This is a genomic window from Fluctibacter halophilus, from assembly GCF_020687825.1.
Classification (GTDB): domain Bacteria; phylum Pseudomonadota; class Gammaproteobacteria; order Enterobacterales; family Alteromonadaceae; genus Fluctibacter; species Fluctibacter halophilus.
In genome coordinates, this window is sequence record NZ_JAJEWP010000001.1 from 420,327 (window position 1) to 432,969 (window position 12,643).

Here is a 12,643-nt window from a genome sequence, read left to right on the forward strand (position 1 = left end):
TATACAATATGCAATATTGATAGGGTAGCGCCATTCAACGTGGAGACAGAACAATGAAAGTGAATTGGCAAGGGGTCTACCCCGCAGTAACAACCCAGTTTTTTAGCGACGAGCGTATCGACATCCCCTCCACCCAGGCGATGCTGGATACCCTGGTTAACGAGGGCGTGCATGGCATCATCGTCAACGGTACGGTGGGGGAGAACTGCTCTATGAGCGGGGCTGAGAAGCGTCAGATCATTGCCGCCGCCAAAGAGGTGATCAACGGCCGCGTGCCGCTGCTGACCGGCGTGGCTGAGACCACTACCCGCGAAGCGATTGCCTTTTGTCAGGATGCTGAGCAGCTCGGTGCAGACGGCCTGATGGTGTTACCGGGCATGGTGTATCGTTCCACCGAGCGTGAGGCGATTGTCCATTACCAGTCCATCGCCCGCGCCATGAACCTGCCGGTGATGGTGTACAACAACCCGGTGACCTATGGTGTGGACGTGTCCATTCAGGGCATGGAAGTGCTGGCCAGGGAAGACAATATCGTGGCGGTCAAAGAGGCTACCGAAGACACCCGGCGCATTACCGAGCTGTTCAATGCCTTTGGTGATCGCTTTACCGTGTTTGGCGGCGTGGATGACGTGGCCCTGGAGTCACTGATGCTCGGTGCCACCGGCTGGATTTCCGGCCTGACCAACGTGTTTCCACGCGAGTCGGTGGCGATTTTTGAACTGGCCCAGCAGGGGCGCTATGCCGAAGCCCGGGAGATCTGGCGCTGGTTCCTGCCCCTGTTGCGCCTGGATACTATCCCGACCCTGGTGCAATGCATCAAATACGCTGAACAACTGGCCGGTCGTGGCAGTGAAGTGGTGCGCGCGCCGCGCCTGGTGCTGCCCGACGCGGAAAAAGCCTACGTGCGAGGACTGTTTGAGCAGGCCATGGCAACCCGCCCGGACTTGAGCGGTGTATCCCGGGTTTCTGCTGCATGATCAAGGGCACGTTTTTCTGCATCGATGCACACACCTGCGGGAATCCGGTGCGCCTGATCACCAGCGGCCACCCCACACTGGCGGGGGCGACCATGGCCGACAAGCGCCAGGACTTCATCGACAATCACGATTGGATCCGCCGGGCGCTGATGTTTGAGCCTCGCGGTCATGACATGATGTCCGGCGCCTTCCTGTACCCACCGTGCAGTGACAATGCCGACGCCGCACTGCTGTTTGTGGAAACCTCGGGCTGCCTGCCGATGTGTGGCCACGGTACCATTGGCGCGGTGACGGCGGCCCTGCAGGCCGGATTACTGCAGCCTCGTGAAGCCGGTGTAGTGGTACTGGATGTGCCGGCCGGACAGATCCGGGTGGAATATGACTGGCAAGGCGAGCGCGTCAGTTGGGTCAAGATCCATAACGTACCGGCCTTTGTCGCCCATCGCGGCATCATACTGGATGTGCCTGAGTTGGGTAGCCTGTCGGTGGACGTTGCCTATGGCGGCAACTTTTACATCATTGTTGAGCCCCAGGCCCACTTTCCCGGCATTGATCAGTGGTCGGCGGCAGACATTCTGCGCTTTTCGCCGCAGATCAGGGATTTGGTCAATCGCACGGTGACTTGTCAGCACCCGCTGCATGACAGTGTGCGCGGCGCCAGTCATGTGCTGTGGACCGGCAAGGCTAAGCTGCTGACATCGACAGCGGCCAACGCGGTGTTTTACGGCGATAAGGCCATCGACCGCTCGCCCTGCGGCACCGGCACCAGTGCGCGAATGGCACAGTTGTCTGCCCGCGGTGAGCTGGCCGTCGGCCAACCCTTCGTGCACGAAAGTATCATCGGCAGCCAGTTTACCGGCTGCATCGAACAACGTACCGAGGTGGCAGGCATTCCTGCCATCCAGCCCAGTATCTGCGGTTCGGCCCATGTGTATGGCCGTAACTGTATCGAGGTGGATGACAGCGATACCTACGCCTTCGGGTTTCAGGTTATATAGGAGAGCAACATGTCACAGACAAACGGTCAGTTGATCAACGGCCAGTGGACCGTCGAATCCACTGTGCCAACCTTCAGGCCTCATTGGCCATTGATGGACAAAGCCGGCGATACCGCCTATGCCTGTGCCACCGATGCACAAATCGAGCAGGCAGTATCCTGTGCGCAACAGAGCTTTGCGGCATTACGCGGTACGTCAGCTGAAGAACGCGCCGCACTACTGGATACCATCGCCGACAATCTGCTGGTGCTCGGCGAGCCGCTGATTGCGCTTACCCACCGGGAAACCGGATTGCCGGTTGAACGACTGACCGGTGAGCGCATGCGAACGGTTAATCAGTTGCGGCTGTTTGCCCAGGCGCTGCGAGAAGGTTTTCCACAGGACGAGGTTGTCGCAGCCGATCCCGGGCGCCAACCACTCCCCCTGCCGGGGTTGCGGATGACCCACCTACCGTTGGGGCCGGTGGCGGTATTCGGGGCGTCCAATTTTCCTTATGCGTTTTCTACCGCTGGCGGTGATACTGCGTCGGCACTGGCCGCCGGTTGCCCGGTGGTGCACAAGGCCCATCCTGCCCATCCCGGTACCAACGCGATGGTGGCGGATGCCATCGTGGCTGCGCTGCGCAATCATGATCTGCCGGCCGGAGCGTTCAACCTGTTGCAGGGCAACACCCCAGAGGTGTCTCATCATCTGGTGCGCCAAGATGCGATTAAAGCGGTGGGCTTTACCGGCTCTCTTGCCGTGGCAGAAGCGCTGCGCAAGACCCTTAACCAACGGGACGAGCCGATCCCGCTGTACGCCGAGCTTGGCAGCGTCAACCCACAATGGGTATTGCCGGGTATGCCAGACGAAGAGGTAGCCGAGCTGACCCGGCAACTGTGTCAGTCGATGTTGATGGGGTACGGACAGTTCTGCACCAGCCCCGGGGTTTGGCTGGTGCCAGCCGGGCAGATAGAAACGGTGTTTGAACAAGCCCGAATCGTACTTGATAAGGCGCCAGCCTGTGCGCTGTTGACGCCGGGCATATTGCACAGCTATCAGCAGCAAACCGACGTTTTGGCACTTAACCCGCAGTTATCGCAAGTGGCCCGTAATCACAGTGACAACCCGGCACAACCTTACGCGCAACTGCTGGCCACGGACGTTCATGCCTTGATCGAAAACCCGCGCTTGCTGGATGAGGTGTTTGGCCCTACGGCTCTGATCGCCGGTTATCGCTGCACAGAGGACATGCTGGCGCTGGTGGCGGCGTTGCCCGGTCAGCTGACCAGCAGTGTTCACGGCGATGCACAGGCCATTGCGGCCCACCGTGAGGTGATTGACGCGCTGCAATACAAGGTCGGGCGACTGATCTACAATCAGATGCCCACCGGCGTGGAACTGAGCCGTGCGATGCACCATGGCGGTCCTTATCCGGCGTCGTCTGATGTGCGCAGCACCTCGGTCGGCACCCATGCTATGCTACGCTTTTTGCGTCCGTTGTGTATTCAGAATGAACCGTTATCCGATTAACCTCACAAGGCCCATGTCATGACCCATGCCGAACAACAACACTATCAGGCCATCGAACAGGACAGCCTGTATGAACGCCGGCCCGAGGCAATCGCGCCTGCGGTGTATACCGTCCGCATTGCCGCGTTGCAACAGGCGCTGGTGGCAGAGCAATTGGATGCCTGCTTGCTCGCCTGTGGCGGCAATTTACGTTACTTCACCGGACTGGATTGGCGTGCCACGGAGCGGTTTGTTGGCTGTCTGGTGACCCCGCAAGCGGTGATTGCGGTGTGTCCGGCTTTCGAGCGTGACTCTCACATCGCCAGTCAGGCGATTGAGACCGAATATGCCCTGTGGCAGGAAGAGGCGTCGGTGATTGAGCTGGTGTTGACCTTGTTGGAGAAGCAGGGCAGTCGCACGCTAGCCCTCGATCCCAACGTGTCGGCGGATGTGGTGCTGCGCTTGCAAAGCACTGCGCAGGCCCCTCATATCAGTGATGCTTCGACCCTGCTGGCTGGTTTTCGTCAGTGTAAATCGGCGCAGGAACTGGCGCTTATTCAGCATGCCATGGACATTACCCTGCGGGTGCACCAATTGGCGTACCAGTTTATCCAGCCCGGTGTACTGGCCAGTGAGGTGAAGCGCTTCATTGACAATGCCCACCGTCAGTTGGGAGCGGACAACGGCAGTACCTTCTGTGCGGTGCAGTTCGGACAGGCCACCGCCTATCCCCATGGCGTGCCCGGCGATCAGCGACTGGAAGACAACCAGTTGGTGCTGGTCGACACCGGCTGTACGGTGCATGGCTACCACTCTGACATTACCCGCACCTACAGTGTCGGCCAGGTGTCACAACAAATCCGCGATACCTGGCAGATTGAGAAACAGGCACAAGCGGCAGCGTTTGCCGCCGCCCGCATCGGGGCGCCCTGTGGATCGGTTGATGACGCGGCCCGGGCCGTGGCGACCCGTTGCGGCCTCGGTCCCGACTACACGCTGCCGGGTATGCCGCACCGTACCGGACATGGCATCGGGTTGGAGATCCACGAAGGCCCGTATTTAGTCAGGGGTGACAACACACTATTGGCTGCTGGGATGTGTTTTTCCAATGAGCCGATGATTGTCTATCCGGATCAGTTCGGTGTGCGTCTGGAAGATCATTTTTACATGACGGACGACGGTCCGCGCTGGTTTACCCAGCCCCAGTGGCAACTGGATAAACCGTTCGCGCCGTTAACTCAGGACTAGGTCAACGGTTCAGACCCGGTCAGAACGGTCGGGTGTAAGCCAAAAGGGCATTGAGGCTGGTGTCGCTGTCGGTCAGAGGGCTGTCAGCGATGCTGTCATCATACCATTGATGGGTTAGCCCCAGTCGTAGCGAGCCGCCCCATTGCTTTGGCCAGGTCAGGTTAATACCCACCTGATAGTTGGTGGCGCTATCAGCACGATAGGCCGGGCGCCCAACGCGGGCTTCGCCGGGCAGCACACCGTAGTAGTAATCGACAAAATCGTCACTTTGCAAGGTAGCGCCGATAAACGGTTCAATCAGCAGATTGGCGGCACGAAAGCGATGGGCCAACGTGGAGGTCACTTCATAGCCCCCGGATTTGTCCAGCAGATCCTGATCCACGGCCAGTTCAAACGACCATTGTGCCTGGCGCAGGGTCAGGCCAACACCCGCAGCAAGCGAGAAATCCCGGTCTGCCATGCCCTCAAACAGCGCATCATCGTCGGCCTCAAAGCCGTTGAATACCGGCCGCATCCGTACGTTGACATCCATGTTCTGGGATTTAACCACTGCGTAACTGACAAACGGGCCCAGTACCGTCAGGCGTTCAGAGCGATAACCGATCAAAGGAATGGGCAGGACGCGGGTATCGTCATCGGCGTAGGGCTCGTTATTGACTACCACACCCACACCCCAGGTCCAGCCCTGGGGAGGGCCTTGTTGCGCCAGGGCAGGGGATAAGGTTAACAGGCAAGCCAATATAGACAGGGGGCGTACTATCACGGTTCAGATCTCCTTTTCTGCGGTTAAAAAGGGCAGAGTCAGCCACATTCAGGTGACAATGCAATGACGAATTAAAAGGGATACGTGAACGGCGGGATTTGGATGACCAGCGCCCTGAAAATAAAAAAAGGCCGTGACGGGTATGTCGACGGCCTTGGCAGGACACACTGGTTGAATCAGTGCAGTACTACGACTTCATTCTGACTCAGGTTGAGGGTCGCCTGACCCGCGGAGACGGTGACCACATCGCTACCGACAACGCTGTTGTAGGTACCATCTGCCAGCGACAGGTTACTCACGGTGATGGTGGTGGCTGCACCTTTGTTGACCGCAACCACGGCAACATCGGTGCCTTCTTTACGCTCAAACACCAATACATCGCCATTTAGCCATTTTTCGGCGTAGGTGCCCCGAGCAATGGCTGGGCTCTGAGCTCGCAGGTCGGCCAGTGCGCTGATCAGTGTGAAAGCAGGCGTGGTCTGCGAGAAGGATGGCATGGGCTCTCGGTTGTAGGGGTCGTGACCTACCTGGCCATCACCGTTGGCCGTAAACCATGTTGAGTTCTGCTCAGTGCCATAATACACCGTTGGAATGCCCGGCAGGGTCATGACCAATGCCATACCAAGGTTCTGGCGTGCTTCAGCGAAGGCCTGGGAGAAGCCTTTACCCTGGCGGTTGCTGTTGACCAGACCGGTGGTTTGCAGAAACACACTGGTACGGGTCGCATCATGGTTGTCGAGGAAGATTGGCTGCCAGTCTTCACGGTTGCCCATGGCGCCGGGGCGCGCTTCAATGTGGGCATTCAGATCAATCATGGTGATGTCGTCTGCGATGGCTTTTTCGATGTTATCCCGCAGGTTGAAATCGAGTAATTCTGAACCGCGTCCTTCGCTCAACCATTGCATCGACGTACTGTCATCAGCACCTGCGCCGTACCATTCACCGAAGATGTAGAGATCCGGATTGATCGCACGGAGCTCTGACGTGAAGCGGTTGATGAAGTTTGGCTCTATGTGTTTGATGGCGTCGATGCGAATGGCATCAACCCCATGGGCCAGCCACTTTTTGGCCGCGTCGATCAGATAGGTATCGGCTACACTGTTGCTGTTCACACCGTGATTGAAGTCAGTCAGGTTAAACAGAGACTTGTTGCGGTATGCCCATGGGTCGTCGTATTCCGCGGGGCAGTTTGTGGCCGGATCGCTGTCATAGCAGTCGGCAATCGCGCCGTTCTGATGGAACCAGGTACCGTTGTTTTTGTCGGCCTGGTAAACCCCTTCTTTGTACACCGCACCAAACTCGTACTTGTCATCCTGGCTACTGTGGTTGGGTGCGAAGTCCAGAACCAGTTTCATGCCCCGGGCTTCCATCGCGGCATCCAGTTGGTCCACCAGTGCCCAGTCGCCCAGGTGTTCATCCACTTCGTAGAAGTCTCTGCTCCAGTAACCGTGATAGGCGCCAGCCGTTCCGGAATTATTCACGTTGTCGTTCAGTGGTGTGACCCAGATGGCACTGATGCCAAGAGCTTCCAGGTAATCGAGTTTGTCGATCAGGCCCTGAATGTCACCTCCCCAGTACTTTTTCCATTCACTGAGTCCGCCACTTGCGCCGACGGTGGAGGTGCCATTGGGGTTGGTACCGTTGTCATTGCTGGTATCACCATTGGCAAAGCGGTCCACAAACACGAAGTACATGGTGCGATTACGGAAATCGTCCCCGGCAACCACGCTCTGACAGTTTGGCCCCAGACCATCATCGACAGAAACGATGCTGTCGGTATTGCTGTTGACGATGATTTTGGCATAGCCATTGGCAACCGTGTAATCCTGTGCCGGGAAGGCGTCACCGCCCCAGCCGCCGTTTTTATCGATTTTGAAGCGCGGTCCACCGTTGGCATCACCGCCGTTAAATTCGATACAGATTTCATAGTTGCTGGTACCGCTGACCGCGGTCAGGAGGGTTCCTCCTGCCCAGCCATTCGGCGTGCCGCGGAAGTGGTAGGTGGTTGTGCCACCACCGCCGTGGGTTGATGAGGGCAATACCGCCCAGTTCTTCGTGTCGGTGTAAAATTCAATGTCATAGGTACCGGCACCGACACTGATGTTACCGCCGTTCTGGCCACCGGTGCCATAATTCTCGGACCAGTCGCCAAAGCGGTCAAACTTGAATTCGCCAGCACTGTTGAAGACCACATCATCGGCCAGCATGGTATTGCTGCCGATGTCGGTCATTGCATCGGCCGCCCAGCCATTATGGGTGCCTCTGAGGTACCAGTCTGCATGCGCTTGAGGCGCTGCCAGACTGGTAACGACGAGGGAAATATACAGGAGTTTCATCACTTAATCCTTACACGTTCGTTGCCAAAAAAAGGGAGAGCCATGATCGAGGGTCATGTTTGCTCATTGCCGGTGTGCGGCGTTGTGAAATGGATAAAAAATCAACCCACCACCGGGTTACGCCCATACTATTGGGATAATTTTTTACCTCAATGCAGTGCATACGTATTCATTACAAAATGAATACGTATGAATAACATTGTGTTAACAATGTTTGTGGGCAGGTTGGTGGAATTGGGCTGAATACGTATGCAAGTGTTTGGCTTGTTAACGCTCTGTTAATAGCATGGGCTCTACCAGTTGTGAATATCCGTACACGGTGTACGAGGCCAGTGCTGGTAACAAGGAGAAGGGTGTGAAAATCATAAAACAAACAGGGGTGGCAGGGCTGCTGTCTCTTTTGGTGTTGGGTACCCACGCCAACACAAGCCATCATCGCCAGGAGGTAGCACAGGATACACCTTCGTTTTACGGTACCCTTACTCCCTATGCCAGCGAAGCGGTGTACTTTTTGTTGACCGATCGATTCGTCGACGGCGATCCCACCAATAACCATGTTGAACAGGGTGGACAATTCCCGACCTTCGATCGCCCGCTTTACGGACCCCAGGGTCAGGTCGCCAATGTGGGTTATCTGGGCGGTGATTTTAAGGGCGTGCTCAACAATGCCCAGTACATCAAAGATATGGGGTTTACCTCTGTGTGGCTGACGCCCATTTATGATAATCCCGATGAGGCCTTCAGCGGCGGTGAGCCGGTCAGTTATGGTGCGTATTACAAAGACGGCGGTAAGACCGGCTATCACGGCTATTGGGGGGTTAATTTCTTTGCGGTCGATGAGCACCTACCCTCCGAAGGGTTGCAGTTTGCTGATCTGACACGGCGCTTGCGGCAGGAATATGACTTGAAATTTGTGCTGGATATCGTCGCCAATCACGGCTCGCCCGCCTATTCGATGCCCGTCGATCAGCCCAAATTTGGTGAGATCTATGATCAACAGGGAACGCTATTAGCTGATCATCAGAACATTCATCCGGCGTCTTTGGACAGCGACGATCCGTTGCTCACGTTCTACAACACCCACACAGGGCTGGCGCAATTGTCAGACATCAATGAAAACAATCCGGCGGTACTGGACTACTTTGAAGCTGCTTACCTGAAATGGATTGAACAGGGCGCCCACGCGCTTCGGGTCGATACCATAAAGGAGATGCCGCACTTTTTCTGGAAGAAATTGTTTGATCGCATTCGACAAAAACACCCGGATATTTTTATTTTCGGTGAAAGTTATTCCTACGATGCTGATTTCATTGCTGAGCATACACAGCCGCAAAATGGTGGTGTGAGTGTACTGGACTTTCCGGGTCGTAAGGCGATCACTGACGTGTTCGAAAACCCACAGTCAGACTATGCCGATATTCTGAGCTATCTGCACCTCAATGATCAGACATATGCCAATCCCTATGACCTGATGACGTTCTATGACAACCATGATATGCCGAGAATGAATGCCAGTGATAACGGCTTTATCGATGCCAATAACTGGCTGTTCACCGCTCGTGGGATACCGGTGATTTACTATGGTTCAGAAATCAATTTCATGACTGGCAAGGCTGAGCATCAGGGCAATCGTAACTATCTGGGGCAGGGACGCATTGATCGGGCACCAACACATCCAATCCAGCAAAACCTGACCCGCATTGCACATATCCGCAAAGGGTCTGTCGCGCTTCAGCGAGGGTTGCAGGTTAACCTGAATGTGGCTGGCGATACCGCAACCTTCCTGCGGGTATATCAGCATCAAGGCGAGTATCAAACGGCATTGGTGATGTTAAACAAAGGAGATACCCCTGCGCACATCACTGTTGATGCGCTGCTGGACAGCGGCATTTGGTATGATGTGATTGCCCAGCGGGAGCGGCGGATTGATGTAACCGAGCAGGCGTTCCAGAGTCTTGTTCCGGCCCACGGTGTAAGGGTTTTGTTGTTCGATCAACCCGTGTCCAATTCTGAATTGCTGGCGCTATTGGCAGATCAGCAACGGGCTCTAACGGAATAACAGAACCTTAGATCCGACCTGGCGTTCATTCCGGCAACTTTAGCCAGGCCTCGTCCATGATCCGGGGCGCGGTGGCGGGTGCTCCACCAAAGTCCCACACGCCGCCCTCGGGTGTGATGGGGCGGTTGCCACCTTCTCCGGTCTTATCCCAGGTGGTGAGGTACACGCCAACGCCCCGCCAGTCTGGCAGGCCAACGGCTGCCGATGAATAGGTCATGGTAATTTGACGCTTGTCTAGAGACACATCAACCTGCGGTGCATTCCCCAATCGTTTACCCGGTTGTTGTGCGGTTGCTCCATGGGCGGTAAAAACCCCGTTTCCCCATCCGTACAGGGTGTGCCCCAATTCCCAGTCACGTCCTTCAGGCATGGTGGCATTCAACCCTGGTAGCACGGATACACCTTGCTGATTTGGCAGGTCAAAAAACACCGAAAAGGCCACGTGGTCAAACCCGTTGGTGGCAATCCACATATCGGTAACCGACTGCATCGTGACGGTCAGCTGCAGGATTTGTCCGGCACTGTGTACCTCGATGTGTTCGATATCCATCTGGCTGGAAAAGGTCGGGTCTGTCGGTGCGCGGTAGTTTCCTGTCGGACCATGGTCATCGTCAAGCGGGTCCGCAACACTGAGGTGCAAGGTCGGTGTTTGCTTCGCAAGCGTGGCTTGCACCGCTTCACTGGCTGAGCCGGTATCCGCTGCGAACAACTGTATTGAGCGCTGGTGCCGTCCGAGATCGGTAACAGGTAACAAGACCTGCCAGCGCCTATCTGACAGGGAAGCAACCTGGATTGCTGTGTCCAGGTTGCCATCGATCACCAACGAGAGTTGATCGATGTCTCCCGCGTAGTGACCTGTCAGCAACGTGTCCTGGGTCAAGACCTGCCCGTCAAGCTTGGTGTCCAACACCGGTCGCCCGGACACGGAGGCCACTTCACTTCTGCCGTCGGGCGCCAAGACCAGTGTGCTGCGGGGAGGCAGTTGCAAGGACAGCAGACCTTGCTCATCAACAGTGAAAGCCTCTACTGCTGCGCCGTCTTGCCAAATGGGTTTCAGTACCGTGTGCGGGGGGAGTCCTGACGGCACATTGGCCGCCAAGGTCGTATGTTCAGCAGTGTTAAACAGGATAATTCGAGTGTCATCTTGCAGGCTGCGGCGTAGGGCCAATAGTCCACTGGCATTGTCATTGACAGCGATCACCGACAGATCGCCATGGGTGAACACATCCCCCTGCAATCGCAAGCGGGTCAGTGACTGAACATATCGATACATCGCTGAGTGAGGGTCAAAGCTTCCCCCCTTGGCGGCAAGATAACCCCCATCAAACATGGCCTGGCGAGAGTCGTGCAAGTCCTGCTCATTGCCCATGTAAATCACCGGAATCCCCGGAATGGTCATGATAAACGCCAGTGCCTGGCGCATGGCCGCGGTACTGCCTACCGATAACAGGCGCGGCACGTCATGGTTGTCAATGAAATTCGCCATACGGTAGGGATCGCGATAATGCAGCATCTGTTGTTGCAGGCGGTATCCTAGCCACCCGGTGGGACGGCCCTCGGCAAAAACACGCTTGATAGATTCCTGCAAAGGAAATGCGAAGGCACTTTGCAGTTCCGGCTTTTCGGGACTACCCAGAAAGCGTGCAATTTTGCGTTCGCCACTGTCATCCATGGGGGCTGAAATCATTTTCACTTCTCCCACGGTCCAGAAATCATCACGGCCGGTGGCCTTGGCTGTCGCCAGGATCCCGTCACTGTCATGGACAAAGTGGTGCCAGAAGTCATGCTCGACATATTTCACGGTGTCCATGCGAAAGGCATCAATGCCAACTGTTTTGATCCAGTGGCCGTAAATACGTTTAAAGGCATCAATCACGACGGGGTTGGTGGTATTAATGTCATCCAGATCACCCAGTTGGTAGGTGAACTCCTGCTGTTGGCTATCGATATCATTGACTTCAGGGGTCCAATGATAAATTGCCGCAGCACGGTGTTGCGGATCATTGGCATCATTCAAATCAAAGGGAGCTGAGGTGGGAGCCGAAGTGGGGAAAGGTGCAGTATGTCTGACAAAATAGGCGGTCGGGTCGTCAGCGCTGTAGCCGCCCTCGTAAGAGAAGAAATTGCCGGTGTGATTGACCACCACATCCTGGACCAGGTACATATCCCGCTGGTGTAGAGATGCGGACAATTGTTGGTAAAGGTCCAGGTCTCCAAAGTGTTCATCGATCGCAGTAAAATCCCGCGCCCAGTAGCCGTGATAGCCCCCATACTCGTGGGTTTCGTCCCACCACTGGTTGGCCACTACAGGGGTTAGCCAAAGCGTGGTTGCGCCGAGAGCCTGAATGTAATCGAGACGGTTCAATACGCCTTGCAGGTCTCCTCCGCTGAAATGACTTTCCTCGGAAGGATCATATTCGCCCATGCCTTGATCGTTGTTTTCAGGGTTGCCGTCATCGAAGCGGTCCACCATTGCCAGATACACGATTTGCCGTTGCCAATCGGGCGACGGGACTTGGCGTTGTGGAGGGGTTGCCTGTATATCATCTGATCTTTCTGCTGGTTGGCAACCTGCGAGGGTCATACTCAGTAAACCAACGCAAGACATTGAGCGGAGGGGAAGCATCATGGCACGTCCTGTTTCCGATGTTTTACCTAGGTTTACGCGAAACACTACTTACAGCAAGGTCTTGCATACGTATTCACGTGGGGCGAAAAGCACACGAGAAACTCTTCAGGTGGTGGTATCGGTGTCAACGCCAGACCGGCAA

The 12,643-nt window shown here is 56.0% G+C and carries 8 protein-coding genes; 5 read left to right on the top strand and 3 right to left on the bottom strand.

Annotated elements, in window-relative coordinates; all coding sequences use genetic code 11:
* Positions 1-53 precede the first annotated feature (53 nt).
* Genes LJ739_RS02005 through LJ739_RS02020 form a run of 4 tightly spaced genes read left to right on the top strand, consistent with a single transcriptional unit; the run spans position 54 to position 4,714 of the window.
* Positions 54-977 carry a dihydrodipicolinate synthase family protein gene (locus LJ739_RS02005; RefSeq protein WP_229156928.1) on the top strand — a complete coding sequence of 308 codons (924 nt, stop codon included), beginning with the start codon at positions 54-56 and terminating at the stop codon, positions 975-977.
* A complete protein-coding gene (locus LJ739_RS02010; RefSeq protein ID WP_229156929.1) occupies positions 974-1,975 on the top strand; it encodes a 4-hydroxyproline epimerase in 1,002 nt (333 codons plus the stop codon). Before LJ739_RS02005 ends, LJ739_RS02010 begins: the two co-directional genes overlap by 4 nt.
* A gap of 9 nt (positions 1,976-1,984) precedes the next feature.
* Positions 1,985-3,487 carry an aldehyde dehydrogenase (NADP(+)) gene (locus LJ739_RS02015; RefSeq protein ID WP_229156930.1) on the top strand — a complete coding sequence of 501 codons (1,503 nt, stop codon included), beginning with the start codon at positions 1,985-1,987 and terminating at the stop codon, positions 3,485-3,487.
* Positions 3,488-3,505: 18 nt separating this feature from the next.
* Positions 3,506-4,714: a M24 family metallopeptidase gene (locus tag LJ739_RS02020; protein WP_229156931.1), complete on the top strand. Its 1,209-nt coding sequence runs from the start codon at positions 3,506-3,508 to the stop codon at positions 4,712-4,714.
* A gap of 19 nt (positions 4,715-4,733) precedes the next feature.
* Here LJ739_RS02020 and LJ739_RS02025 read toward each other — a convergent pair whose 3' ends face one another.
* Positions 4,734-5,477 (bottom strand): MipA/OmpV family protein, encoded by a 744-nt coding sequence (locus LJ739_RS02025; protein ID WP_229156932.1) that lies wholly within the window; start codon positions 5,475-5,477, stop codon positions 4,734-4,736.
* Between the two features lie 176 nt (positions 5,478-5,653).
* The gene (locus LJ739_RS02030; RefSeq protein ID WP_229156933.1) at positions 5,654-7,813 is read right to left on the bottom strand and encodes an alpha-amylase family glycosyl hydrolase; all 2,160 of its coding nucleotides are present in this window, start codon (positions 7,811-7,813) and stop codon (positions 5,654-5,656) included.
* A 355-nt stretch (positions 7,814-8,168) separates the two neighbouring features.
* Between LJ739_RS02030 and LJ739_RS02035 the strand changes: the two genes are divergently transcribed.
* Positions 8,169-9,872 carry an alpha-amylase family glycosyl hydrolase gene (locus tag LJ739_RS02035; RefSeq protein WP_229156934.1) on the top strand — a complete coding sequence of 568 codons (1,704 nt, stop codon included), beginning with the start codon at positions 8,169-8,171 and terminating at the stop codon, positions 9,870-9,872.
* Positions 9,873-9,897: 25 nt separating this feature from the next.
* Here LJ739_RS02035 and LJ739_RS02040 read toward each other — a convergent pair whose 3' ends face one another.
* Positions 9,898-12,501: an alpha-amylase family glycosyl hydrolase gene (locus LJ739_RS02040; protein ID WP_229156935.1), complete on the bottom strand. Its 2,604-nt coding sequence runs from the start codon at positions 12,499-12,501 to the stop codon at positions 9,898-9,900.
* Positions 12,502-12,643 lie beyond the last annotated feature (142 nt).